The organism is Nocardioides dilutus (assembly GCF_054779555.1).
This window is the reverse complement of the sequence record NZ_BAAGYA010000001.1, coordinates 1,411,682-1,435,685: the sequence shown is the minus strand read 5'-3', so window position 1 is coordinate 1,435,685 and position 24,004 is coordinate 1,411,682. Positions and strand designations below refer to the sequence as shown.

The following is a 24,004-nucleotide window of genomic DNA, read 5'->3' as shown; positions in this document are numbered from 1 at the left end:
GTCTGTAGCCCGGCCGGGTCAGGGGTCGGCGGATGCGTCCGGTGACCGGCGCAGATCCATTGAACGAGGCCGCCGTGGTGTCCTCGACGAACCTGGTCAGCAGGCGGTCGCCGGACGTCTCGACCTGAGCCAGTACGTGCGGACAAAGTCGCGTGCCGGTGTCGGCGGTCGCTGGAAGACTCAGACGATGACCTCTGCGACCGGTGACCAGTCCGCGGCGGCGACCGGCCTGCGGGCCTTCTGGCGCGACCTGCCCCGCGAGGGGCGGATGCTGCTGTCGATCGTGGTCATCGAGTTCGTCGGCACCGGCCTCGTGCTGCCGTTCCAGGTCGTCTACCTCCACGAGGTCCGCGGCTTCGCCCTGAGCGACGTCGGGCTGCTCCTGGGGCTGTCGCCGCTCCTCGGGCTGCTGGTCGTGGGACCCGGCGGGCTGGCCATCGACCGGATCGGACCACGGCGGATCGTGCTGGGGATCCTGGTCCTGATGATCGGCGGCAACGTCGTGCTCGCCTACTCCGAGACCCGGTGGCAGGCCGCGATCGCGCTGGTCCTGCAGGGCATCGCCTTCGGTCTGTCCTGGCCGGCGTTCCAGAGCATGATCGCCTCCGTCGTCCCGAGCCGGCTCCGGCAGCGCTACTTCGGCGTCAACTTCACCCTGCTCAACCTCGGCATCGGCATCGGCGGGGTCGTCGGCGGCCTCTTCGTCGACGTCGAGCGGGTCGCCACCTTCCAGGCGATCTACCTCGCGGACGCCGCCAGCTACCTGCCCGCGCTGACGCTGCTGCTCGGGCCGCTGCGGCACGTAGGCGGCCACGTCGTCATCGAGGACCATGCCGACACCGGCGAGACGGTCTCCTACCTCGCCGTCCTGCGGCGACCGGCCATGGGTTCACTGACCCTGTTGGGGTTCGTGGCGTCGTTCGTCGGCTACTCCCAGCTCAACGCCGGGATGCCGGCGTTCTCCCGGGCTGTCAGCGAGGTGTCCACCCGCACGCTCGGGTTCGCGTTCGCGGCCAACACCCTGGTCATCGTCCTGCTCCAGCTGGTCGTGCTCGGCCGGATCGAGGGCCGCCGCCGCACCAGGGTGATCGCGGCGATGGGCGTGGTCTGGGCCCTCGCCTGGCTGTGCCTCGGGCTGTCCGGGCTCGTGCCCGGCACCCTCGGCGCCGCGGTCCTCGTCGCGGCGTGTGCGGGCGTCTTCGCGTTGGGCGAGACCCTGCTCCAGCCCACCATCCCGGCGCTGGTCAACGACCTGGCTCCCGACCATCTGCGCGGCCGCTACAACGCCCTGAGCTCGGGCGCCTTCCAGCTCGCCGCCGTCATCGCGCCCGCCATCTCCGGCGTGCTCATCGGACAGGCGCTGGGCGAGGTCTACATCGGCATGCTGATCGTGGGCTCGCTCCTGTGCGGGGCGCTGGCGATCCTCAAGGTGGAGGGCCAGCTCGACCCGAGCGTCAACGGAGTGGCGATGCCGCCCGACGCCCCTCCCCCGGCCACGCCCGAGCCGCAGGTGCACGAGGCGGCGGCCGTCGAGGGACGCGACGGCTGACGCTCACCACACCAGCAGCCAGACCACCACCGCGATGACGACCAGCACGATCAGCGCCTGCTTCCAGTAGGTCCGCGCCAGGACCGGCAGCACCGTCGCACCGAGGTCGATCGCGTCCTCCCGCGGCGGTGCCGGGGCCATCGGGGGCGGCGTCGCTGCCTGACGCCGGGACTCGGGATCGACCGGTTCAGGCGCGGCGGCGGCCGTTGGGGGGATGGAACCGGCCGCCGCCGCTGTCTGAGACCCCTCGTCGCCTTCGGACCCGACGTCCGCGCCGAGTCGGTGCTCGAGGCACCCGACGAACTGTCCGAGGAGCTTGTCCGAGACATCCTGCATCACGCCCCGGCCGAACTGCGCAGGCTTGCCCGTGATCGACAGATCCGTGTGCACGGACACGTCGGTCCCCCCGGCGGCTCCGGGCGCCATGCCGAGGGTGACGGTCGCTCCGGCCGTGCCGTTGCCCCGCTTGTCCTTGCCCTTGGCCTCCACGACGAAGCGGTGCGCGGCCTCGTCCTTCTCGGTGAAGGTCCCGGAGCCGTTGTAGACCAGGGCGATCGGCCCGAGCTTGACCTTCACCGTCCCGTGGAACGTCGAGCCCTCGACCGAGGTCACCGCCGCTCCCGGGAAGCAGGCCGCGACCTCGGCGATGTCCTCGAAGTGCGCCCACGTCTCCTCGACCCCCGCCGGGACCGAGAACTGGTGGTCGAGCTCCATCAGAGCGCAGTGGCCGCCGCGACGACCGCACGCCGGGTGAGGACCCGGGCGAGGTGGCGTCGGTAGTCGGCGTCCCCGTTGAGGTCCGAGGGTGGATGGGTGCCCTCGGCGGCCTGCTCCGCCGCCGCCCGTACGCCGTCGGCGGTGGGGGCCATGCCGACCAGTGCGGCCTCCACGGCACGGGCACGGACCGGCGTCGAGCCCATGTTGGTGAGCCCGACCCGCGCCTCGGCGATGGTGCCGCCCTCCATCCGGACCGCCGCGGCGACGGCCACGATCGGCCACTGGTGGACGACCCGCACGAACTTCTCGTAGTGGGCGCCCCAGGCCGTGTGCTTGGGGATCCGCACCTCGGTGAGGATCTCGTCGTCGCCGATGGCGGTCTCGAAGAGGTCCACGAAGAACTCGTCGGCGCCGACGGTCCGGGTGCCGCCGGACCCCGCGATGACGAACTGGGCATCGAGCGCCAACGCCGGCGCCCCGAGGTCACCCGCGGGGTCGGCGTGCGCGAGCGCCCCGCCGAAGGTGCCCCGGTGGCGCACCTGGGCGTCGGCGAGGTGCTCGATCGCCTTGGCGAGGAGCCCGGCGTGCTCGGCGACGAGCGGGTCCGCGGCGACCTCGAAGTGCGGGGTCATCGCGCCGATGACGATGGCGTCGCCGTCGTCGCGGACGCCGCGCAGCGCGTCGATCCGGCCGAGGTCGATCACCATCTCGGGTGCGTTGAGCCGCATCCGGAGCACCGGCAGCAGGCTCTGACCGCCGGCCAGGATCTTCGCGTCGTCGCCGTGCTGGGCGAGCGCGCTCAGCGCCTCCTCGACGGTGGCCGGGGCGACGTAGTCGAACGCGGTGGGGATCATGCGCCTGCTCCTTCCGTGGCCGCCGCGCCGTCGTTGGCATGGATCGCCTTCCACACCCGCTCGGGTGTGCACGGCATCCGCACGTCGTTGACCCCGAAGTGCCGGATGGCGTCGACGACCGCGTTGACCACCGCCGGGGTGGAGGCGATCGTGCCCGCCTCGCCGACGCCCTTGGTGCCGAGCGTGTTGGTCAGCGACGGCGACGTGGTGTGGTCGATGTCGAAGCTGATCGTGTCGGCCGCGGTGGGCAGCAGGTAGTCGACGAACGAGCCGGAGACCAACGTCCCGCTCTCGTCGAAGACCGCCTCCTCCCACAGCGCCTGCGCGATGCCCTGGACGAGCCCGCCGTGGACCTGCCCGGACACGATGAGCGGGTTGACGATGTTGCCGATGTCGTCGCAGCAGGCGTACTTGCGCATCTTCACGCCGCCCGTCTCCGTGTCGACCTCGACCGCGCACAGGTGGGTGCCGTGGGGGAAGTTGAAGTTGACCGGGTCGTAAGTCGCCTCGGAGTCGATGGACGCCTCCACGCCGTCCGGCAGGTCGTGCGCCGCGAACGCCGCCATCGCCACCTCGGCCATCGCGACGCCCTGGTCGGTGCCGCGGACCGAGAACCGGCCGGCGGAGAACTCGATGTCGTCGGCCGCCGCCTCCAGCATGTGCGCCGCGATCGGTTTCGCCTTCTCGATCACCTTGTCGGCGGCCCTGACCAGCGCCTCGCCGCCGACCACGAGCGACCGCGAGCCGTAGGTGTCGAGGCCCTTGTGGGCGACCTGGGTGTCGCCGTGCAGCACCTCGACGTCCTCGAAGGCCACCCCGAGGCGGTCGGCGACGATCTGGCTGAACGCCGTCTCGTGGCCCTGCCCGTGCGCCGAGGCGCCGGTGACGATCTCGACCTTGCCGGTGGCCAGCATCCGCACGCTTGCGTGCTCCCAGCCACCAGCCCCGTAGTCGAGCGACCCGAGGACCCGGGACGGTGCGAGGCCGCACATCTCGGTGAACGTCGAGACGCCGATGCCGAGCTGGACCGGGTCGTTCGACTCCCGGCGTCGCTGCTGCTCGGCGCGCAGCTCGTCGTAGCCGAACATCTCCTTGGCCCGCGCCGTGGCGGCCGCGTAGTTGCCGGAGTCGTACTCCATGCCGGACACGGTGGTGAACGGGAACTCGTCGGCGTTGATCCAGTTCTTCTCCCGGATCGCGATCGGGTCGACGCCGACCTCCACGGCCAGCTCGTCCATCAGCCGCTCGATGGCGTAGGTCGCCTCGGGCCGGCCGGCGCCTCGGTAGGCGTCGGTCCAGGTCGAGTTGGTGAGCACCGTCTGCACGCCGAACTGGTAGGCCGGGAACTTGTAGATCGAGTTGAACATGAATGCGCCGAGCACCGGCACGCCACCGCCGACGATCGCCACGTAGGCGCCGAGGTCGGCCAACAGCTCGACCTTGAGGCCGGTGACGGTGCCGTCCTTCTCCGCCGACAGCGTGAGCTTCTGCCACTGGTCCCGGCCGTGGTGGCCGCTGACCAGGCTCTCGCTGCGGGTCTCGGTGTACTTCACGGGCTTGCCCAACCGCCGGGCGACCGCCCAGGCGATCCACTCCTCCGGCGTGGTCTGGAGCTTGCCACCGAAGCCGCCGCCGACGTCGGGCGCGACCACTCGGATCTTCGACTCGGGCACGCCGGTGGTGGCGGCCAGTGCGAACCGGAGGATGTGCGGGATCTGGGTCGCCGACCACATGGTGATCTGCTCGCCGGTCGGGTCGACGACGACCGAACGCGGCTCCATGAAGGCCGGGATGAGCCGCTGCTGGCGATACTCCCGCTCGATCACGATGCCGTCGCCGCGGGCTTTGGCGATCGCCTCGTCGACGTTGCCGCCGGTGCCCGCGTCGGCGCTGTCGAACTTCCAGTACGCCGACTTGTTGGTGCCGAGGTCGGGGTGGGCCAAGACCTCGTCGGCCGCGGCCCGCTTGAGGTCGAGGATCGCCGGCAGCTCGTCGTACTCCACGTCGACGAGCTCGGCGGCGTCGCGCGCCTCGGCGGCCGACCGGGCCACCACGCACGCGACGATCTCGCCGGCACAGGCGACCCGCTCGCTCGGCATCGGCAGGTGGGCCGGCGTGACCTGGTCAGGCGTGATCGGCCAGGCGTTGATGCAGACACCCTGGCCCTCGCCGAGGTCGGCGCCGGTGATCACGTCGACGACGTTGGTCGCGGTCTTGGCCGCCGCCGTGTCGATCGAGACGATCTTCGCGTGCGCGTAGGGGCTGCGCACCATGGCGAGGTGCAGCATCCCGGGCAGCGTGATGTTGTCGGTCCACCGAGTGCGCCCGGTGATCAGCCGCTGGTCCTCCTTGCGGCGGCGGTCGCGGCCGATCTCCTTGGCGGCGGGTGCGTCCTGGACGGCGGTCATGCGCCTGCCCCCTGACCAGCGGTGCTCGAGCCTTGGGCAGCGGCGTGCTGCACGGCCCGGACGATGTTGTGGTAGCCGGTGCAGCGGCACAGGTTGCCCTCGAGCCCGAGCCGGATCTCCTCCTCGGAGGGGTTCGGGTTGTCGTTGAGCAGGTCGATGCTCTGCATGATCATCCCCGGCGTGCAGAAGCCGCACTGGAGGCCGTGGCACTCGCGGAACGACTCCTGCACCTGGTGCAGCGTGCCGTTCTGGGCGAGGCCCTCGATGGTGGTCACCTCGGCCCCGTCGGCCTGGACGGCCAGCACGTTGCAGGACTTCACGCTGCGACCGTTCAGATGCACGGTGCAGGCACCGCAGTTGCTGGTGTCGCAGCCGATGACGGTGCCGGTCTTGCCGAGCTTCTCGCGGAGGTACTGCACCAGCAGCATCCGCGGTTCGACGTCGTCGGCGACCGAGGCGCCGTCGACGGTCAGGTGGATCCGGGTCATGAGCTCTCCCTTGGGCGCACGGCTGTGATGCCGGTCACGTTAGGGACCAACAGGTTGGGGTCAGGTTGGTCGCCCGCCCGCGGTCAGCGCAGGGCGACGGCGAGCCGGCCCTTGAGCAGCGGCACCGCCGGGTGCCGCGGGTCGGTCGCGGCGAGGCAGACCTCGAGGACCTCCGCGTCGTAGGGCGCCAGCTCGCTGTAGCGGACGACGGCGTCCGGCTCGGGGTCGACGAGCAGGGCCTCGCGCACCGCGACCGCGACGTACTCGGCCATCTCGGTCAGGGCCGGGGAGTTGGTGCCGGGCAGCAGGTCGCCGCCGTAGGCCTCGACCGCGGCGCCGACCTCGCCGCGGCGCAGCAGCGCGAGCACGTGGTCGACGTCGGTGGCCACCGGCATCAGCAGTCGGTAGGGACGGGACCCCAGCTGACCGCCGACCGCGTGCCGCAGGTGCGACACCTCGGCCTTGAGCGTGGAGAAGGTGACCGCCTGGTCGCCGTAGACCGCCGCGTGGAGCTGGTCCAGCGAGAGGCCTTCGGGGTGCAGGGCGAGCAGGGCGAGCACCTCGGTCTGGCGCCGGTTGAGCAGCAGCCGCTGCCCGTCCAGCCAGGTCTCGGCGGTGCCGAGCAGGGTCATGACCAGGCCCGGCTGCCTGGTCTCCTCGAGCGCGCTGGGGTGGTGGTGGGAGCTGGGCATCGCCGACTCGATCAGCCGGGCCATGACCCGGGCAGTCGCGAGCCCGATGGGGTGGGTGCGGTCCCAGGTGGTGGAGAGGTCGATGACGCCGAGCTTGGCGCCGGTCGTCGGGTCGAAGACCGGGGCCGCCCAGCACACCCAGTTGTGCACGATCGAGGCGTAGTGCTCGGCGCTGAAGACCATGGCCGGCTGCTGGAGCCGGTTGGCGAGGTCGAGGGCGTTGGTGCCGACGGAGCGGTCGTCCCAGCGGCCGCCGGCCACGAAGTTGACCGTCTCGGCCTTGCGGCGCATCACCCGGCCGCCGTAGGTCCAGAGGATCCGGGTGTCGGCGTCGGTGACCGCGACGACCAGGTCGCCGTCCTCGGCGGTGCGGCGCAGGTCCTCCTCGACCCGCTCGACGGCCGCCTGCAGCGGGGAGCCCCGCCAGATCGAGGCCGTCTCCGACTCGTCGGCCAGCGGAGCCTCGGGGACGTCAGGGGACACCGCGGACTCCGAGCGGGTCCAGCTGCTCAGGATCTCGGGCCGCACCAGGTCGGCCGCCTCGTCGGCGTGCTCGACGAACGAGGTCCACGCGCGCACCGCGGCGTAGCGCCGTTCCTCGAGTGCTCTCTCGACCGCCATGTCCACCATCCGGGTCGCACTTGCCGTCAGCGTGTGACCCGGGTCACGGTAGCCGAGTGACCAAGAAGCCCACCACCCTTCCCGAAGGAGCCGATGACGTCGGTCTGACCGCCGAGCGCCGGGGTGACCGCTACACCAAGAAGGGACTCCTCAAGTCGTCGGTCTACGACGAGGAGATGGAGCGTCTGCAGGAGCAGCTCGTGCTCCTCCAGTACTGGATCCAGTCCCAGGGCCTCAAGGTCCTGGTGATCTTCGAGGGCCGCGGGTCCGCCGGCAAGGGCGGGGTGATCCAGCGGATCACCGAGCGCACGTCACCGCGCACGGTCCGGGTGGTCGCCCTGCCCAAGCCCACCGAGCGGCAGCGGACGCAGTGGTACTTCCAGCGCTACGTGCAGCACCTGCCGGCCGCCGGTGAGATGGTGCTGTTCGACCGCTCCTGGTACAACCGCTCGAACGTCGAGTGGGTCATGGGCTTCTGCACGGAGGACGAGCACCAGGAGTTCCTGCGCAGCTGCCCGGAGTTCGAGCGCAACCTGGTCCGCTCCGGGATCAAGGTCATCAAGTACTGGTTCTCGGTCTCCTTCGAGGAGCAGCGCCGGCGCTTCGAGGCCCGCAACGCCGAGCCGGTCAAACGCTGGAAGCTCTCCGAGATGGACCTCGCCGAGCACGAGCTCTACGTCCGCTACTCGATGGCCAAGGACACGACCTTCCAGTACACCGACATCAAGCAGGCGCCCTGGTACGTCGTACCCAGCGATGACAAGAAGGCGGCCCGGCTCAACTGCATCAGCCACCTGCTATCGCAGTTCGACTACGAGAACGTCGCCCCGGACGTCGTCACGCTGCCGGAGATGCGACCCGAGCACTACGTGCGTCCCCCGATGCACGAGCAGACGTTCGTGCCTCAGCTGTGGTGAGGCACGATCACTCGTAGGTCACCTTCGCGCCGAGGATCGCGTAGCTCCCGCCGGCCGGCAGGTGCACCTGCAGCTCCAGCATCGAGCCGGCCAGGACCGCGGGCGTGACGGTGAGCGCCTGCGCCGCCATCGCCTGGCCGGTGCTGGTGGCCTCGGTGCTCGGCAGGAAGCCCAGACCGGCGACATCGACGGAGTTCGAGCGGACGGCCACCGACCCCGGTCCGTTGTCGAGCACGTAGAAGGTGACCGACGTCGCCAACACATCGGCCGCGATCGGGACGCTGGCGACCAGGTAGCCGTCCGTGACCCGGGACCGGCTGGCGAGACCCGCCTGGCTGTAGCCCTCCGAGCTCTGCAGCGGCGTGAACGCCGTGCCCACCAGCGTGATGGTGCCCGGCTTGCTCGGCATCGTCAGCGAGCTCTCGTCGATCTGGGCGCCGGTCACGGAGTTGGCACTCAGGTCGGCACCGACCAGGCTGCCGTCCTTGACCTTGGCGCCGGTGACAGCGTCGTTCTTGAGGTCGACGCCCTTGATGGCGCCGTTCTTGACCTGGGCGCTGCCGACGCTGTTCTTGGGTAGTGAGCCGGCCGCGTAGCCGACCCCACCTCCGACGGCGAGCGCGAGCAGCGACGCCGCCGTGACGGCGACGGCGAGGGTCCGGCTGGTCGGGCGCATGGAACCTCCGGTGGACGACGGGAAGGGCAGAGTGCCATACGCCTGCCCTGGTCCGCGCGTTGGCCCGCCGGGGGCCGTCGAGGCACACGGATTGGTCGTGATCGGTGGCTCCCGGCAGCCATTTGGTGAGTCTCGACGCCGGGCGGGCGCCCGAGGCCGGTCACCCCAGCGGCGTGGTCTCCCCGTGGATCCGGCCCTCGGTGTGCACGAGCCGCTCGCCGCTGCCGCCCCAGCGGCCGGCGATGATCTCGGCGGCGATGCTGATCGCGGTCTCCTCGGGCGTCCGCGCGCCGAGGTCGAGACCGATGGGGCTGGAGAGCCGGGCGAGCTCGTCCTCGGTCAGGCCGGCCTCGCGCAGCCGCGCCAGCCGGTCCTCGTGGGTGCGCCGGGAGCCCATCGCGCCGACGTAGGCGAGCTCGGGCAGCCGCAGCGCCACCTCGAGCAGGGGTACGTCGAACTTGGGGTCGTGGGTCAGCACGGTGAGCACGGTCCGCGGGTCGAGCCGGCCGGCCTCGTGCTCGGCGGTCAGGTAGCGGTGCGGCCAGTCGACGACCACCTCGTCGGCGTCGGGGAACCGGCTGGTGGTCGCGAAGACGGGCCGGGCGTCGCAGACCGTGACGTGGTAGCCCAGGAACGCCCCCACCCGCGCGACCGCCGCGGCGAAGTCGATGGCCCCGAACACCAGGAGCCGCGGCTTGGGCGCGAACGCCCATACGAAGACCCGCATCCCCTCGCCCCGGCGTTCGCCGTCGGGCCCGTAGGTCAGCGTCGCGTTGTGGCCGGCCGCGAGCAGCCCGATGGCGTCGTCGCGGACGGCGTCGTCGGCGCGAGGTGACCCGAGCGAGCCGGTAGTCCGTGACGTTTCGGCCCCTGCCGACCCCGGTTGAGGGTCAGTTCGGTCACGGACTATCCCGCCGGGCCGGACCACCAGCCGCCGGCCCAGCCAGGCGGGGTCGGGGTGCTCGATGACGGTGGCCAGCGCGACCGGGCGGCCGGCCTCGATGTCGGCGGCGATGTCGCCGAGCTCGGGGAAGGTCTCGCGGCTGACCTTCTCGACCCAGACGTCGAGGATGCCGCCGCAGGTCAGGCCGACCGCGAACGCGTCGTCGTCGGAGACGCCGTAGCGCTGGAGCACCGGCTCGCCCGAGGCGACCACGGTCTCGGCGAGGTCATAGACGGCGCCCTCGACGCAGCCGCCAGACACCGACCCGACCGCCGTGCCCTCCGGGCCGACCAGCATCGACGCGCCCGGGGGCCTTGGCGCGGACTGGAACGTCGCGACGACGGTGCCGACCCCGACGGTCTCGCCGGCGTCCCACCAGGCCATCAGCTCGCTGAGCACGTCACGCACGGCCGACCACCTCCAGCAGCTCGGCGTAGGTCGCCAGCGAGTGGCCGGCCAGGAAGTCGTGGCAGTAGGGCAGCGCGGCGACCACGCCCTGCTGGACCGGTTCGTATCCGGACTTGCCGCGGTGCGGGTTGACCCACACGACCCGGTGCGCCACCCGGCGCAGCGCCGCCATCTGCTGGGCGAGCAGGGCGGTGTCCCCGCGCTCCCAGCCGTCGCTGAACACCACGACGACGGCGCCGCGGGCCATGCCCCGCCGGCCCCACCGCTCCAGGAAGATCCGCAGGGTCTCCCCCAGCCGGGTGCCGCCCGACCAGTCCGGCACGGTCTCGCCCGCGGCCACCAGGGCGCGTTCGGGGTCGCGGCCGCGCAGCGCCCGGGTCACGTGGGTCAGCCGGGTGCCGATGGTGAACGTCTCGACCGGACCGGCCTGGGTCATCCGGTGCGCGAGCCGCAGCAGCGCGTCGGCGTAGGAGCTCATCGAGCCCGAGACGTCGATCAGCAGCACCACCCGGCGCGGCTTGCGGCCCCGGCGCCGCCACTGGATCTCGGCGGGCTCGCCCATCCGGCGCAGGCTGGCCCGCAGCGTCCGTGAGGCGTCGACCGACCCGCGGTGCCACGACTCGTGGCGCGGCGTACGCCGGACCGGGTGCCGCGGCCGCAGCGACGCGAACATCGCGTTGAGCCGGTGCTTCTCCGCGGCGGTCAGCTCGCCGATGTCGCGGTGCCGCAGCACCTCGATGTCGCTGGCCATCGCCCGGGCGACCTCGGTATCGGCGTCGTCCGCGCCGACCTCGAGGCCGTCCTCGCTCAGCGGCAGTCCGGAGTACGACGGCACGCCGGCCTGCGCCTGCCGGGCCCGCGGCAGCCCGTCGCGGCCGTTGAAGTAGGCCTGGTGCACCTGCCCGTAGCGGACGAGGTCGTCAGGCGAGGCGCACAGGGTCGCGCGACCGGCGTCGTAGGTCGCCCGGGCGTCGCCGAGGCCGACCAGCGCGACCGCCGCGAGGTAGCCGTGCGTACGGTCCTGGGTGACCGGCACCCCGGCCGCCCGCAGCGCACGGGTGAAGCCGATCAGGATCTCGTCGGCGTCGCGCACGGGCAGGGCGGTCATGCCCGCAGCATCTGGTCGAGGGCGTGCTGGACCTTGGTGGCGTCGTCGCGGTACTTCACCAGCGCCCCGAGCGTGCGGGCCGAGGACTCGAGGTCGAGCTCGACCGTGCCGAGGTGATGGAGGGCGCGCGCCCAGTCGAGCGTCTCGGCGACGCCGGGCGGCTTGAGCAGGTCGGCTCCCCGCAGCTGCTGGACGACGCCGACGACCTGGCGGGCCAGGTCCTCGGAGACCTCGGGCGCCCGGGACCTGACGATGGCGACCTCGCGCTCGAGTCCCGGATGGTCGATCCAGTGGTAGAGACAGCGCCGCTTGAGCGCGTCGTGCAGCTCGCGGGTGCGGTTGGAGGTCAGCACCACCACGGGCGGCGTCGCGGCCGCGACCGTGCCGAGCTCGGGGATCGTGACCTGGTAGGTCGAGAGCACCTCGAGCAGGAACGCCTCGAACTCGTCGTCGGCTCGGTCGACCTCGTCGACGAGCAGGACCGCCGGGCTCTGCTGGAGCGCGGCCAGCACCGGCCGGGCGAGCAGGAACCGCTCGTCATAGAGCGATTTCTCGGCCTCCTCGACGTCGGTCGCCCCGGCGCCGGCGGCCTCGAGCGCGCGCAGATGGAGGATCTGGCGCGGGAAGTCCCAGTCGTAGAGCGCCTGGGTCGCGTCGATGCCCTCGTAGCACTGCAGCCGCACCAGCGGCAGGTCGAGCGCCTCGGCGATGGCCTCGGCGAGCGCGGTCTTGCCGGTGCCGGGCTCACCCTCGAGGAGCAGGGGGCGCTCCATCCGCAGCGCGAGGAACGTGACGGTCGCCAGCGCGTCGTCGGTCAGGTAGCCCGTGCCGCGCAGCGCCGCGGCGATCTCCGCGGCGGACCCGGTCTGCATCTGTCCAGGCTACGTGCGCGATGTTGGGTTCGGGTTGGCCGACAGCCACTCGGCCATCAGGGCGACCGCCTCGCGCAGCCGCCGGAAGTAGGTCGTCCGGCTGAGGTGGAGCTCGCGCATGGCGAGCGCGTGCCCGGCCTCCGGGTCGAGGTAGCCCAGCTCCACCACCGAGCGCAGCAGCCGCGCGTCGGGCCCCTGGCCGAACGCGTGCTCGACGATCTCCGGGAGCCGGCCGACATGCGGCGAACGCCGCGTCCCTGCCGGCTCGGCCGCCTCACGCAGCGCCTCGCGCACGTCGTCCGGGGTGACCACCGGGCCGACGGACCAGGCGGCCCGGGCCTCGTCCCGCATGGCGGCCACCAAACCGTCGGGGCCGTAGTCGATGGCGAAGCCCTCGAGGCGAAGCGACCCGAGCACGACGTCCAGGTCGGTGTCCGCGACGCCGCCGCAGTGAGCGGGGTCCGGGACCGGGGGCCGGCGCGGGACCAGCCAGAACCGGACGTTGGCGACCGGGCAGCGCTGCACGAGCGTCGCGAGGAGCAGCGCGGCCACCTCCGACTCCTCCGCAGGGTCGGCCCAGACCTCGGTGACCGGGGTCAGCAGGGCGGGCGCCCGGGAGTCTCGCGCGGCCACCCAGCCTGTCCACCGGCGCATCACCGGGTCGCCCCGTAACGCCCACGGCAGCGTCTCGGGCGTGGTGCCCACGGCGAGGGCCACCGGCGGGCCGCCCGGGTCGCTGCCCCGGCGTACGAGGACCACCGCGGCCGGCGCCTCGACCATCCAGCGGGCCACCCAGGCCGAGTACGCCGGGTCGTACGGCGCCAGGAGCCGCTCGACCGCGTCGAGGTCACGCGGGTGGACGTCGTCGACGAGCCACGGGCCAGCCAGGGCCCGGGACGGGGCGATCCCCTGGTCCTGTGGCGGGTCCAGCACCTCGCGGATGTCGAGGACGGCGCGGGCCCGCCCTGACATGGTGGCCTCGCTGAGGTGGTCGATGATCCGAAGGCGCAGCGAGCGCTCGAGGTCGGGCTCGGACCGGCGCAGCTCCCACGCGAGGAGCCGGCGGACCCGCGGGGCCAGGGTCACCCTGGCGCCGAGCCGGACCGCGAAGGGCAGGCCACGGAGCCAGCGTTCGGCTGCCGACGCGTCGGTGTCGGGAAGGACGGCGGCCAGCAGCGCCGCGTCGACGGCCGGCGCCAGCGCCGCCACGGCGAGGCGCAGCCGGTCGTCGGCGAGCAGGTCGGGCTCCGCCAGCAGCCCGTCGGTGAGGTGGTCGAGGAGCTCCTGCTCGAGGGCCGCGAGGTCGGGCGGCCCGAGGGGCCGCTGGCGCGCGTGCCGAGCGGACGCCGCCAGAGCCAGGGAGAGCGGGTGCCCGTCGGCCCAGGCGACCAGTGCGGCGACCTCGCCCGGGTCCTCGACACCGCGCGCCGCGAGGAGCTCCATCTGGGTGGCGATCGGCAGCGGGTCGAGCCTGAGGGTCAGCAGCACGGCCGACCACGCGGAGGACCACCACGCGCGCGACGGCGGCCGGCGCGAGGCCACGACGGCGCGGGCAGACGCGGGCAGCGACGCGAGGCGGTCGAGCACGTCGTCGGGGTCACCTGGCCCCAGGTCCACCAGGACCAGGTCGGCGTCGTCGGACGACCTCGCGAGAGCCCGGAGCAGAGCGCTCTTGCCGCTCCCAGCTGGTCCGGTCACGAAGGCCACCCGGTGCGGACCGTCCTCGTCGTGGAGCAGCCGCAGGGCGCGCAGCTCGCGCTCGCGGCCCACGAAGACGGCCGCCTCGCGAGCAGCGACCTGCTCCTCGAGCCTCATGGCACGAGACTAGGGCGTCGAGCGCGCGTGCGGCGTGGCACCAGAACGGGACCAGTGCGGCACCGCGACGGGGTAGTGGCCCACCAGATCCGCCCTGACCATTGAGCGTCCGATGCTGCCCCTCGGGAGGTACTCCCTTGCGCCGTCACCCGCTCGTTCTGCTTGCCGCCCTGGCCGTCCTGTTCGCGAGCCTCGCGGTCGGGCCCGGCTCCGAGGCCGCCCCCACACCGAGGAAGAAGCCCACCCTCACCGTGTCACCGGCGGCTCCCCTCCAGGGCACCGCAGCGACGTTCCGCACCCGGCTACCGACCAAGGTCAAGCGGCCCGCGCTGCTCCAGCGCAAGGACGGCCAGGGCTGGGTCAAGGTCGCCAAGGGCTCCTCGAAGCCCAACGGCAAGGTGGTGTTCAAGAACGTCGTCGTGCCCGGTGACGCGCAGTGGCGGGTCAGGGCCAAGGCGGTGTGGAGGGGCGGCGACAAGCTGCGCGCGGTCACGACCAAGGTCAGGCAGGTCGGGGTCACCCTGCGGGCGGAGCTCGTGAGCGCCACCCCGTCGGGGGGCTCGACCGGCACGGCGAGCAGCGGGGCGAGCATCTCCGACGACGGCCGCTACGTCGCCTTCGCCTCGTCGTCTTCGTTACTCGTCCCGGGGACGACGGGGTACGTCGCCGGCCAGACCCAGATCTTCCTGCGTGACCGGACGACCGGGACCACCCGGCTCGTCAGCCACCAGCCCGGGGCGCCGACGCTGGCCGGCGGGGGCCCGAGCTGGTGGCCCCGGCTCTCGGCGGACGGCCGCTTCGTCGTCTTCGTCTCCTCGGCCGAGGATCTCGTGGCCGGTGACACCGGCGGGCACCAGGACATCTTCAGATGGGACCAGGTGACCGGGACGACCATCCGCGTGTCCGAGGACGTGGTCGGCAGCAACCCCGACGGGGACAGCTACGACCCGTCGGTCTCCGCGGACGGCGGCGTCGTGGCCTACACCGCCTCGGCCACCGACATCGACCTCGACGACGACAACGGCGTCAACGACGTCTATGTGTGGCGCGCCTCCAGCGGCGAGTCGGAGTGGGTCAGCACGGATGTCCTCGGAGGCGAGTCGAACGAGGCGAGCGGCTCCGCCATCGTCTCGGCGCCCGGCACGTTCGTCAGCTTCTCCTCCGCGGCCAGCGACCTGGTCTTCAACGACGACAACGGCAAACGCGACGTGTTCCGCCGCAACCTCGCGGCGGGCACGACCGCGCTCGTCTCACGCGGCGTCTCCGCCGGCGGTGACGACAACGCGTCCAGCGGACGCAGCGCGATCTCGCCCGACGGGCGGTACGTCGCCTTCGCCTCGCTGGCGGACAACCTGGTGACCGATGGCCCGGCCGACAACGGCAAGCTCAACGTCTTCGTTCGCGACATGACCGCCGGCGCCACCGTGCTGGTGAGCCGAGGCCCCGGCGGTGCCCCCACCAGCGGCCACTCATTGCCACCGGAATGGGTGAGCAGCGACGGGAGCCGGGTGCTCTACACGAGCATCGCCCCCGACCTCGTCCTCGGCGACACCAACGGGGTCCTGGCCGACGCCCTGATCTGGGAGCGCTCGAGCGGCACCTCGGCCCTGGTCGTCCGCAACAGGTTCGGGGGACAACCGAACGGGTCGGTCTTCGAGCCCTCGATCACCCCCGACGGGCGCTGGCTCGCTTTCCACTCGACGGCGACCGACCTGGTGCCGCAGGACCTCGGCCCCGACAGCGACTCCTACGTCTGGCGGATGCCGTGACGCCGCGGCGCTGGCGCGCCCTCACGGCGGGCACGGTCGCGGTCGTCGCGGCCTTTGCCCCGGTGCGGAGCACCACCAGCAACGCCGGGCCCTCGGCCACGAAGGTCACCCTGAAGGCCCAGCCCACCACCGTGACCACAGGGTCGGACGTCACCTTCAGGGTGCGCACGAAGAACGCCGTGAAGGGGCAGAAGGCGACGCTGCAGCGGAGGTCCGGCGGCACCTGGGTCAAGGTCACTGCCAAGAAGCTGCCGGCCACCACCAAGCTGAACCTGAAGGTCGCGCCACCGCCCGGCACGACGACGTACCGGGTCAAGCTCGCCAGGAAGGGCGACACCGCGGGGGCGACCTCCAAGGCGGTCGCGGTCACCGCCGTGGAGCCGGCACAGACCGGCACGTTCCAGTTGCCGTCCAGCGCCGTGGCGGGGACGACGGTCACCGCGACTGCGGGGTTCTCGCCACCGCGTCCGGGTCGAGGCGTCCACCTCCAACGCCTCGACTCCGGGACCTGGACCACGATCGACACCGACACGCAAGACGCTGGAGGTGGGGCGTCGTTCGCGATCACGGCCGACGTCGCCGGGTCCTTCCAGTACCGCGCGGTCGCCCTCGCCCACGGCGGTATCACCGAGCACGCCACGGACGTGCGCACCCTGGTGGTCACCGAGCCCGAGCCCTGGACGGACGAGACGACGCTCGTCAGCCACGACGTCAACGGCGGACCCGGCAACGGCTACACCGGCAACCCCAGCATCTCCGACGACGGCCGGTTCGTCGCCTACGACTCCACCTCCAGCGACCTGGTTGCCGACGACCCCGACAATGACCAGAAGGACGTGTTCCTCTGGGACCGCAGCACCGACACGACCGTCTGGGTCAGCCGCAGCAGCACCGGCGGCAGCCTCGACCGGCCCGCGGAGTCGCCGGTGATCTCCGGCAACGGCCGCTACGTCTTCTTCAACTCCCCGGCGACCAACATCAACGGGAACGTCAACCCCTTCAACGTCAACGGCGTCTTCCGCTGGGACCGGCTCACCGGGGAGACCGTGCAGCTCAAAGGCGACTTCGGCTCCGGCGCCGCCGACGGCATGGTGATCGAGGACGCCGGCTCGTCGGGCGAGTCCGCGATCGTCAGATCGTCTCGGCAGGACCTCACCGATGACGACTACTCCGGCGTCCCCGTCAACAACCACCTGTTCAAGTGGACGGCGCCCGTCGGCAACACCACGGGCTCGTTCCTGCTGGTCGACAAGACGCCTGAGGGGAAGCCCGGCAACCACCTGGTGTTCGACGGCGTCATGTCCGACGACGGCATGTCGATCGCGTTCACGTCGTGGGCCAGCGACCTCGACAGCGACGTGCCGGTCTCGGCCGACGACCGGCACGCATACCTGTGGCGCGCCAGTGCCACACCGCGGATCACCGCCGTCTCCGTCGACGACGACACCGCGGCCGGCGGGAATGCCTACGTGACGGGCATCTCCGGAGACGGCGCTGTGGTGGGGTTCCTCTACGGCAATGACGACGTGGGCATCTCGACCGGCGGCGTCCAGCAGGCGATCGCCTGGAGGCGGAGCGACGTGAACACGCCCTACCGGCTCGCGTCGCACAACGTCGGGCTGACCACCCCTGGATCCGCGATCAGCGTCGACTTCGTCCTCGCCGCAGCGGGCCTGACCGGGACCTTCCGGTCCTTCGCGCCCCTGGACAGCGCGGACACCAACGGCTTCTACGACATCTACGCCTGGAACGACGGAGTGGTGAGCCGGATCGCCCAGGCGCACGACGGGACGCAGCCCAACCAGAACCACGGGCGCAGCGACCTGGCGGCCGACGGCGGAACCGTGGTGTTCGAGTCCTACGCGACCAACCTCACCCCGGTCACGACGGCCGGCCTGCAGATCTTCGTGGCGGGCGTGCCCTAACCGGCGTCGAACCGGTCCACGTCCTCGCCGGTCGCCAGGTCGCCGCACTCGACCGTCTGGTGCTCGTGAGCCTCGAGGTAGTCACGCGCCCCGCGGTCACCGGTGGCGGTGTCCAGGACGCCGGCCCAGTGGTCGCGGCCGAGCAGCACCGGGTGGCCCGGCCGACCGCCGTACGTCGCCCGCGCGAGCGATGCGCTGCCCTCGCCGGACTCGAGCACCCGCCGGACCACGTCGGCCGTGACGTCGGGCAGGTCGACCAGGAGCACGAGCGCCGAGTCCGCGTCGGGCGGCAGGCCCCGAAGCCCGGCACACAGCGAGGCCGACATCCCGGTCTCCCAGTCGTGGGCGATCACGAGGTCGACGCCGAGCCCGTCGAGGAAGGCCACCGCCTCGGCCGACCTGGCCCCCAGGACGACCGTGACGCCGTCACAGCCACCGTCGTCGAGCACGCGCACCCCGCGCTCGAGCCACGGCCCGTCCGGGTCGGACACCAGGGCCTTGGGCATGCCCATCCGGGTGCCGGCCCCGGCCGCGAGCAGCAGGCCCTGGGTGGTCACCCGACTACCGGAAAGCGAGGTCGTAGAGGTTTTGGAGCTCGGGGGTCGCCTCACCGCTGAACCCGCACGCCGACACCTGGCCGTCGGTCGCTGACACCAGGTAGGTGCCACCGACCACGAAGTTCGGCTGGCCGCCGAGCGCGCGGATGTCGGGGTGCATGCCGACGACCTCGATCTCGTCGGCGGTCTGGCCGGCGTACGTCTCGGTCGGCTCGAGCGTCACGACGTCGCCGTCGATGGCCGTGACCGTGCCGGCGAACGCGGTCTCGGCGCCGGCCAGGAGCTCGGGTGTCGGGACGAGGCACTTGGCCTGGGGGGCGGTCGGCGCCTGCAGGGTGATGACGACGGGGTCGTCGACCGGCGCCGAGCTCGGGCCGGCCTGCTGGACGGTCGCGCCGTTGTCCTGCATGGACGAGACGGCGGCGTAGCCGCCACCGGCGATCGTGGCGACCGCCGCGGCGGCGACGAGCCAGGCGAGGGGACCTCGGCGGCGCAGCTCGGTCGTCTGCTCGGGGAGGTCGGTGCGGGTGTCGAGGTCGTTGCTCACGGTGTCCTCCTGGATGTCGAGCAGCAGCCGGGCCAACCCGTGCGGGTCGGCCGCGGTGAGGGAGCGCGCGGGATCGGACTGCGCCAGGAGGGCCCGCAGCTGCGGGTCCTCGTCGAAACGCTGCTCGTCCGTCATCACGCCACTCCTCTCGTCTGCCTGTTCATGTCCAGCACCGGGCCGCGTCTTTCAGTCTGCCCACTCACCTTGCTCGAAGACCTCCTTGAACTTCCCCCGCGCCCGGTGCAGCCGGATGCTCACCGCAGTCGGCGAGAGCCCCAGGACGGTGGCGATCTCGGCCGGGCCCAGCTGCTCCCAGGCCCACAGCCGGAGCAGCTCCGCCTCGTCGGGGCGCATCCGCGCGAGTGCCGCGGCCACCCGGTCGTCGGGCTCCGGGGCCTCCGGGGCGGCCTCTCCCGGCGGGTCGGTGACCGTGATCCGGTGCGCGAGCCGGCGTTGCCGGCGAGCGCCCCGCTCGGCGTTGGCCAGGGCGTTGCGGGCGACGGCGTAGGTCCAGGGCAGTGCCTCGCCGCCGGCCGGTACGTCGTCGAGCCGTCGCCACAGGACGAGCAGGGTGTCGGCGAGCACATCGTCGGCGGTGTCCGGGTCGGTCCGGCGGGCGAGGAACCGCCGCACCGGCTCGGTCACCAGCGCCGCGAGCTCCTCGAACCGCCGACGCCGGTCCGGCTCCCCAACGAGGCCCACCCGTCCAGCCTCACACAGCTGCTCGACGGTCACGGCACGGGCGCGCTGAACCCCTCGATCCTCGCGACGAAGAAGTCCTGCGCGGACGTCATCTGGGACGCCTTGAGGTTCAGGTGCGTGGCCCGGACCATGCCGTCGGGCGCGAACTCCAACATCTTCTCGCCCCCGACCTCTGACGTGCGCCGTGCCCATCCCGAGGGCGTCCGGCGAACGTCCGAGCGACCACAGGGAGGGCGGTGTCAGACGGGTCAGCGCGGAGCCAGCCGGCCGAGCTCGGGCGACGGCGGTACGCCGAGCTCCCGGCAGGCCAGCAGCGCGTCCCGCAGCACGTCGCCCGCCTCGGTGTCGCGACCCAGGGCGCGCAGCACCTGGACGAGCCGGACGGCTCTCGGCTCGTCGTACCGGTCGAGGCGGCGCGCGGTCGACAGCCAGCGGGCGGCCTCGCCGAGCTCGCCGGTCGTCGTGGCGGCGTCCGAGACCCGATCCGCGAGCACCCCCACGGCGAGCGACAGCTCGGCGCGCAGGTCGTCGAGGACCGGGTCGTCGCCCGGGTTGTTGAGCTCGCCCGCGACGAGGGAGAGCGCGCGCCGGGCCGCTTCGACACCGAGCTCGGGGATCGTGTGGCCGACCCGGGCCGCCTGCACGACCAGCTGCACGTCCACAGTGACGTCGGGACGGAGGGCGAGGCGATCGCCACGCCGGATCACCACCTCGCCGACCGAGCCGCGCAGCCGGTTGAGGGTGTTGCGGAGCCGGCGCCGGGTGACCGTGTCGTCCTCAGCCGGCCAGAGCAGCTCGAGCACGTCATCGACGCGGGCGTCGCGGCGCGCCGCCACGGCCGCGAGCAGCGTGGTCTCGTCCCCACGCCGCGGCTCGAGGACTCCATGCGGGGTCTCCACCGCGGGGCCGCCGAGCAGTCGGAGCCGGGTGGTGCCGATGCGGCGCGTCGCAGCGCTGCGCCCGCTCGTCGCGGCGCGGGCCCACAGCCCCAGCTCCGGCTCGACGGCCTCGACGATCTCGGGGTGCCCGATCGCGTCGGCCTCGGCCAGCGCCTCTGCGACCTTGCGGCGCGAGAGGTCGGGGTCTCCCGCGCGTTCGGCCGCCCACGCCTCGAGCAGCAGCACCCGCCAGCCGGTGAGCGGCGTCGGGGCGCAGCGGGCCGCCAGGGCCGGGACCTCCGCGGGGTCGCCGGCCCTGGCCGCGAGCACCAGCTCGGCCATGTCGAAGGCGTTGGCGAAGTCCGCGGCGGCGGGCAGGCGCCGTCCGACTTCCAACTGGGCCCGGGCGTCGTCGTACTGCCCCAGCGTCGCCAGCATCTCGGCCGCCTCGGCGTGGAACGCCACACCGGCCGGCAGCGCATGCCACTCCCCCCGGTGCGACTCGACGACCGCGAGCTGCTCACGCGTCGCGGCGAGGTCGCCACGACGGCACGCGACCAGGGCGGCAGACCAGGCGACGTAGGCCGTCAGGGCGACGTCCTCGCGGGCCGCGGCCAGCTCGGCGGCCTCCCGGAGGGCGGCCTCCGCGTCGTCGGGACGGCCCGCGTGGCTGAGCACCTCGGCGAGGAAGGTGAGCACCCGGCCCCGCATCTGGGTGCCCGGTGAGCAGAGCGCGATGGCGCGCTCGATGTGCTCGACCGCCAGACCGATCCGGCCCGCCCGGAGCTCGGCGCCGAAGCCGAGGCTCAGCCACGCGTCGGCCTCCCAGTCGCGCTCCCCGTTGACCCGCAGCAGTGCGGTCGCTTCCTGCAGCATCTCCCGCGCCGGCTGCTCGGCCTCCGGCTGCTGGTGCAGCAGGTCGACGATCGACTCCGCCATCAGCAGTCGCGCCCGGGATATCTCGTCCGCGCGCGGGAGTGCGGCCGCGGCGCGCGCGTGCACCTGGTCGGCCTTGCCCTGTCGGGAGAGCTCACGGACCTGCTCGGCCTCGACTGCGATCCACGCTGGGGATCCCTCGTCGACCAGCCGTTCCAGCCGCGTCAACCAGTCCGCGCGGAGCTGGGAGTGCATGCCGAACTCCACGGCGCGCACCAGCGCCAGCAACGCCTCCGGTCGCCGCGCGACCAGGGCGTCCGGCCACCGTCGGACGACAGCGTCCAGCTCACCCGGCTCGAGCTCGGCGACCTCGGCCCAGCGCCGAGCCCGGTCGGGCGCGCGGAGCGTGGCCGCGAGCACGTCTGCCAGGGCCTCGTCGTCGCCGGAGGCGTGCAGCCAGCGAACCGCCACCGCGACCTGCCCGTGGTCGGCATACCAGTGCGCCGCGATCGCGCGCTGCTCCGGCGAGGCCCGACCCGGGCCCGACCCGGCCGGGACGGACCAGCCGTCGCTCCGCGCGTGGAGGGTCGCCCCGGACGCGGTCAAGCCGCGCCACGCGCCCGGGCCGAGGACGGCGTCGACCAGGCCGGGCGAGAGCAACGGCAACCCCGCCAGCGCGCCTGCCTCGATCGGGACGGGAGTGTCACCGGCGCCGGCCAGCCGACGTACCTCGAGGACGACCGCCTCGGCACGACCGTCCGTGCGGTCGAGCACGCCGTCGACCGCTGCCTCGTCGCAAGCCAGCCCGCGCGCGCTCAGCAGCGCCTGCACCTCCAGGCGCTCCAGCAGCGGCTCGCCGGGCACCGCACCAGACTCACACGCACCGCTCGGAGATGCGACAGGGCCCCGCCGGAGCGGGGCCCTGTCGTCGTTCGGGAGTGGCTGGACTCAGAAGTCCATGCCGCCCATGCCGCCGTCGCCACCGGGCATCGCGGGAGCCTTCTCGGGCTTGTCCGCGACAACGGCCTCGGTGGTGAGGAACAGCGCCGCGATCGAGGCGGCGTTCTGCAGCGCACTGCGGGTCACCTTGGCGGGGTCGATGATGCCCTCGGCGATCATGTCGACGTATTCGCCGGTCGCCGCGTTGAGACCGTGACCGGCGGGCAGGTTGCGCACCTTCTCCGCCACGACGCCGCCCTCGAGGCCGGCGTTGATCGCGATCTGCTTGAGCGGCGCCTCGGTCGCGAAGCGCACGATCTGCGCACCCGTGGCCTCGTCGCCGGTCAGGTCGAGCTTCTCGAAGGCCACGTCTGCGGCCTGGACGAGCGCCACGCCGCCACCGGCGACGATGCCCTCCTCGACGGCCGCCTTCGCGTTGCGGACGGCGTCCTCGATGCGGTGCTTGCGCTCCTTGAGCTCGACCTCGGTGGCCGCGCCGACCTTGATCACCGCGACACCACCGGCCAGCTTGGCCAGGCGCTCCTGCAGCTTCTCGCGGTCGTAGTCGGAGTCCGACTTCTCGATCTCGGCGCGGATCTGGTTGACCCGGCCGGCGATCTGGTCGGTGTCGCCGGCACCCTCGACGATGGTGGTCTCGTCCTTGGTGATGACGACCTTGCGGGCCTGGCCGAGCAGCTCGATCCCGGTGTTCTCCAGCTTGAGGCCGACCTCCTCGGAGATGACCTGGCCGCCGGTCAGGATCGCGATGTCCTGGAGCATGGCCTTGCGGCGGTCGCCGAAGCCCGGGGCCTTGACGGCGACGGACTTGAAGGTTCCGCGGATCTTGTTGACGACCAGGGTCGACAGCGCCTCGCCGTCGGTGTCCTCGGCCAGGATCAGCAGCGGCTTGCCGGACTGCATGACCTTCTCGAGCAGCGGCAGCAGGTCCTTGACGCTGGAGATCTTCTGGTTGGCGATGAGGATGTAGGGGTCCTCCAGCACCGTCTCCATGCGCTCGGGGTCGGTCACGAAGTAGGCCGAGATGTAGCCCTTGTCGAACCGCATGCCCTCGGTCAGCTCGAGGTCCAGCCCGAAGGTGTTGGACTCCTCGACGGTGATGACGCCTTCCTTGCCGACCTTGTCCATCGCCTCGGCGATGATCTCGCCGACGGTCGGGTCCGCGGCCGAGATCGACGCGGTCGAGGCGATCTGCTCCTTGGTCTCGACGTCCTTGGCCATGCCGAGCAGCTGCTCTGACACGGCCTCGACGGCGGCCTCGATGCCGCGCTTGAGACCCATGGGGTTGGCGCCGGCGGCCACGTTGCGCAGGCCCTCGCGGACCATCGCCTGGGCCAGGACGGTCGCGGTCGTCGTGCCGTCACCGGCGACGTCGTCGGTCTTCTTCGCGACCTCCTTGACCAGCTCGGCGCCGATCTTCTCGTAGGGGTCCTCGAGCTCGATCTCCTTGGCGATGCTGACACCGTCGTTGGTGATCGTGGGCGCGCCCCACTTCTTCTCGAGGACGACATTGCGGCCCTTGGGACCGAGCGTGACCTTGACGGCGTCGGCGAGGGTGTTCATCCCTCGCTCGAGACCGCGTCGGGCCTCCTCGTTGAAAGCAATCAGCTTCGGCATAGCTCCTGGGGTTCCTCACAGTGAGTGGTGGCTAAGAGATGACTGTGTTGTCACTCTCCTGTCGAGAGTGCCAGCATCAAGTATTAGCACTCGCCCTAGGCGAGTGCA

Annotated in this window: 20 protein-coding genes; 4 read left to right on the top strand and 16 right to left on the bottom strand. The window is 72.3% G+C overall.

From position 1 onward, the window contains the following. Positions 1-187: 187 nt before the first annotated feature. The gene (locus ACYVC6_RS06925) at positions 188-1,549 is read left to right on the top strand and encodes an MFS transporter (protein WP_460712315.1); all 1,362 of its coding nucleotides are present in this window, start codon (positions 188-190) and stop codon (positions 1,547-1,549) included. Positions 1,550-1,552: 3 nt separating this feature from the next. Here the strand turns inward: ACYVC6_RS06925 and ACYVC6_RS06920 are convergent, their stop codons facing one another. The 5 genes from ACYVC6_RS06920 to ACYVC6_RS06900 form a co-directional block, all read right to left on the bottom strand. Beyond that, positions 1,553-2,263: an SRPBCC family protein gene (locus ACYVC6_RS06920; protein WP_460712313.1), complete on the bottom strand. Its 711-nt coding sequence runs from the start codon at positions 2,261-2,263 to the stop codon at positions 1,553-1,555. Beyond that, positions 2,263-3,120: an FAD binding domain-containing protein gene (locus ACYVC6_RS06915; RefSeq protein ID WP_460712311.1), complete on the bottom strand. Its 858-nt coding sequence runs from the start codon at positions 3,118-3,120 to the stop codon at positions 2,263-2,265. The genes ACYVC6_RS06920 and ACYVC6_RS06915 overlap by 1 nt, the downstream gene beginning before the upstream one ends. Beyond that, positions 3,117-5,528: a xanthine dehydrogenase family protein molybdopterin-binding subunit gene (locus ACYVC6_RS06910; protein ID WP_460712309.1), complete on the bottom strand. Its 2,412-nt coding sequence runs from the start codon at positions 5,526-5,528 to the stop codon at positions 3,117-3,119. Before ACYVC6_RS06910 ends, ACYVC6_RS06915 begins: the two co-directional genes overlap by 4 nt. Beyond that, a complete protein-coding gene (locus ACYVC6_RS06905; protein ID WP_460712307.1) occupies positions 5,525-6,016 on the bottom strand; it encodes a (2Fe-2S)-binding protein in 492 nt (163 codons plus the stop codon). Before ACYVC6_RS06905 ends, ACYVC6_RS06910 begins: the two co-directional genes overlap by 4 nt. 83 nt (positions 6,017-6,099) lie before the next feature. Next, positions 6,100-7,329, bottom strand: a complete 1,230-nt coding sequence (locus ACYVC6_RS06900; protein ID WP_460712305.1) for a transcriptional regulator — start codon at positions 7,327-7,329, stop codon at positions 6,100-6,102. Positions 7,330-7,385: 56 nt separating this feature from the next. Between ACYVC6_RS06900 and ppk2 the strand changes: the two genes are divergently transcribed. Continuing rightward, positions 7,386-8,246 carry a polyphosphate kinase 2 gene (gene ppk2, locus ACYVC6_RS06895; protein WP_460712303.1) on the top strand — a complete coding sequence of 287 codons (861 nt, stop codon included), beginning with the start codon at positions 7,386-7,388 and terminating at the stop codon, positions 8,244-8,246. Positions 8,247-8,253: 7 nt separating this feature from the next. On the opposite strand, the gene ACYVC6_RS06890 is transcribed toward ppk2, so the two are convergent. The 5 genes from ACYVC6_RS06890 to ACYVC6_RS06870 all read right to left on the bottom strand — a co-directional run bounded on the left by ACYVC6_RS06890 (position 8,254) and on the right by ACYVC6_RS06870 (position 14,068). After that, a complete protein-coding gene (locus tag ACYVC6_RS06890) occupies positions 8,254-8,922 on the bottom strand; it encodes a hypothetical protein (protein WP_460712301.1) in 669 nt (222 codons plus the stop codon). 160 nt (positions 8,923-9,082) lie between these two features. Further along, on the bottom strand, positions 9,083-10,273 hold the full coding sequence (locus tag ACYVC6_RS06885) for an XdhC family protein (RefSeq protein WP_460712299.1): 1,191 nt from the start codon (positions 10,271-10,273) through the stop codon (positions 9,083-9,085). Next, on the bottom strand, positions 10,266-11,381 hold the full coding sequence (locus ACYVC6_RS06880; protein ID WP_460712297.1) for a vWA domain-containing protein: 1,116 nt from the start codon (positions 11,379-11,381) through the stop codon (positions 10,266-10,268). Before ACYVC6_RS06880 ends, ACYVC6_RS06885 begins: the two co-directional genes overlap by 8 nt. Beyond that, entirely contained in the window at positions 11,378-12,253 is an 876-nt protein-coding gene (locus ACYVC6_RS06875) for an AAA family ATPase (RefSeq protein ID WP_460712295.1), read from the bottom strand. Before ACYVC6_RS06875 ends, ACYVC6_RS06880 begins: the two co-directional genes overlap by 4 nt. A gap of 9 nt (positions 12,254-12,262) precedes the next feature. Continuing rightward, positions 12,263-14,068, bottom strand: coding sequence for an AAA family ATPase (locus ACYVC6_RS06870; RefSeq protein WP_460712293.1), 1,806 nt, complete (start codon positions 14,066-14,068; stop codon positions 12,263-12,265). Between the two features lie 137 nt (positions 14,069-14,205). Here ACYVC6_RS06870 and ACYVC6_RS06865 point away from each other — a divergent pair, with 137 nt between their 5' ends. Together ACYVC6_RS06865 and ACYVC6_RS06860 are read left to right on the top strand one after the other, a co-directional pair. Continuing rightward, positions 14,206-15,837, top strand: a complete 1,632-nt coding sequence (locus ACYVC6_RS06865; protein WP_460712291.1) for a TolB family protein — start codon at positions 14,206-14,208, stop codon at positions 15,835-15,837. Further along, positions 15,834-17,762: a hypothetical protein gene (locus tag ACYVC6_RS06860; RefSeq protein ID WP_460712289.1), complete on the top strand. Its 1,929-nt coding sequence runs from the start codon at positions 15,834-15,836 to the stop codon at positions 17,760-17,762. Before ACYVC6_RS06865 ends, ACYVC6_RS06860 begins: the two co-directional genes overlap by 4 nt. Here ACYVC6_RS06860 and ACYVC6_RS06855 read toward each other — a convergent pair. From ACYVC6_RS06855 to groL, 6 genes are all read right to left on the bottom strand, one after another. Beyond that, positions 17,759-18,319 carry a nucleotidyltransferase family protein gene (locus ACYVC6_RS06855; RefSeq protein WP_460712287.1) on the bottom strand — a complete coding sequence of 187 codons (561 nt, stop codon included), beginning with the start codon at positions 18,317-18,319 and terminating at the stop codon, positions 17,759-17,761. The genes ACYVC6_RS06860 and ACYVC6_RS06855 overlap by 4 nt on opposite strands. A gap of 4 nt (positions 18,320-18,323) precedes the next feature. Beyond that, the gene (locus ACYVC6_RS06850) at positions 18,324-19,001 is read right to left on the bottom strand and encodes a hypothetical protein (RefSeq protein ID WP_460712285.1); all 678 of its coding nucleotides are present in this window, start codon (positions 18,999-19,001) and stop codon (positions 18,324-18,326) included. Positions 19,002-19,052: 51 nt separating this feature from the next. Next, positions 19,053-19,568: an RNA polymerase sigma factor gene (locus ACYVC6_RS06845; protein WP_460712283.1), complete on the bottom strand. Its 516-nt coding sequence runs from the start codon at positions 19,566-19,568 to the stop codon at positions 19,053-19,055. A gap of 29 nt (positions 19,569-19,597) precedes the next feature. Beyond that, positions 19,598-19,723: a hypothetical protein gene (locus ACYVC6_RS06840; protein WP_460712281.1), complete on the bottom strand. Its 126-nt coding sequence runs from the start codon at positions 19,721-19,723 to the stop codon at positions 19,598-19,600. Positions 19,724-19,816: 93 nt separating this feature from the next. Beyond that, on the bottom strand, positions 19,817-22,186 hold the full coding sequence (locus tag ACYVC6_RS06835; protein ID WP_460712279.1) for a hypothetical protein: 2,370 nt from the start codon (positions 22,184-22,186) through the stop codon (positions 19,817-19,819). Positions 22,187-22,270: 84 nt separating this feature from the next. After that, a complete protein-coding gene (gene groL / locus ACYVC6_RS06830; RefSeq protein WP_460712277.1) occupies positions 22,271-23,896 on the bottom strand; it encodes a chaperonin GroEL in 1,626 nt (541 codons plus the stop codon). Positions 23,897-24,004 lie beyond the last annotated feature (108 nt).

Excerpts from the sequence above, each read along its gene's own strand:
- ACYVC6_RS06880 (WP_460712297.1), bottom strand. The coding sequence starts at position 11,381 with ATGACCGCCCTGCCCGTGCGCGACGCCGACGAGATCCTGATCGGCTTC.
- ACYVC6_RS06840 (WP_460712281.1), bottom strand. The coding sequence starts at position 19,723 with ATGTTGGAGTTCGCGCCCGACGGCATGGTCCGGGCCACGCACCTGAAC.
- ACYVC6_RS06920 (WP_460712313.1), bottom strand. The coding sequence starts at position 2,263 with ATGGAGCTCGACCACCAGTTCTCGGTCCCGGCGGGGGTCGAGGAGACG.
- ACYVC6_RS06875 (WP_460712295.1), bottom strand. The coding sequence starts at position 12,253 with ATGCAGACCGGGTCCGCCGCGGAGATCGCCGCGGCGCTGCGCGGCACG.
- ACYVC6_RS06905 (WP_460712307.1), bottom strand. The coding sequence starts at position 6,016 with ATGACCCGGATCCACCTGACCGTCGACGGCGCCTCGGTCGCCGACGAC.
- ACYVC6_RS06925 (WP_460712315.1), top strand. The coding sequence starts at position 188 with ATGACCTCTGCGACCGGTGACCAGTCCGCGGCGGCGACCGGCCTGCGG.
- ACYVC6_RS06870 (WP_460712293.1), bottom strand. The coding sequence starts at position 14,068 with ATGAGGCTCGAGGAGCAGGTCGCTGCTCGCGAGGCGGCCGTCTTCGTG.
- groL (WP_460712277.1), bottom strand. The coding sequence starts at position 23,896 with ATGCCGAAGCTGATTGCTTTCAACGAGGAGGCCCGACGCGGTCTCGAG.
- ACYVC6_RS06910 (WP_460712309.1), bottom strand. The coding sequence starts at position 5,528 with ATGACCGCCGTCCAGGACGCACCCGCCGCCAAGGAGATCGGCCGCGAC.
- ACYVC6_RS06850 (WP_460712285.1), bottom strand. The coding sequence starts at position 19,001 with ATGACGGACGAGCAGCGTTTCGACGAGGACCCGCAGCTGCGGGCCCTC.
- ACYVC6_RS06890 (WP_460712301.1), bottom strand. The coding sequence starts at position 8,922 with ATGCGCCCGACCAGCCGGACCCTCGCCGTCGCCGTCACGGCGGCGTCG.
- ACYVC6_RS06915 (WP_460712311.1), bottom strand. The coding sequence starts at position 3,120 with ATGATCCCCACCGCGTTCGACTACGTCGCCCCGGCCACCGTCGAGGAG.
- ACYVC6_RS06900 (WP_460712305.1), bottom strand. The coding sequence starts at position 7,329 with ATGGCGGTCGAGAGAGCACTCGAGGAACGGCGCTACGCCGCGGTGCGC.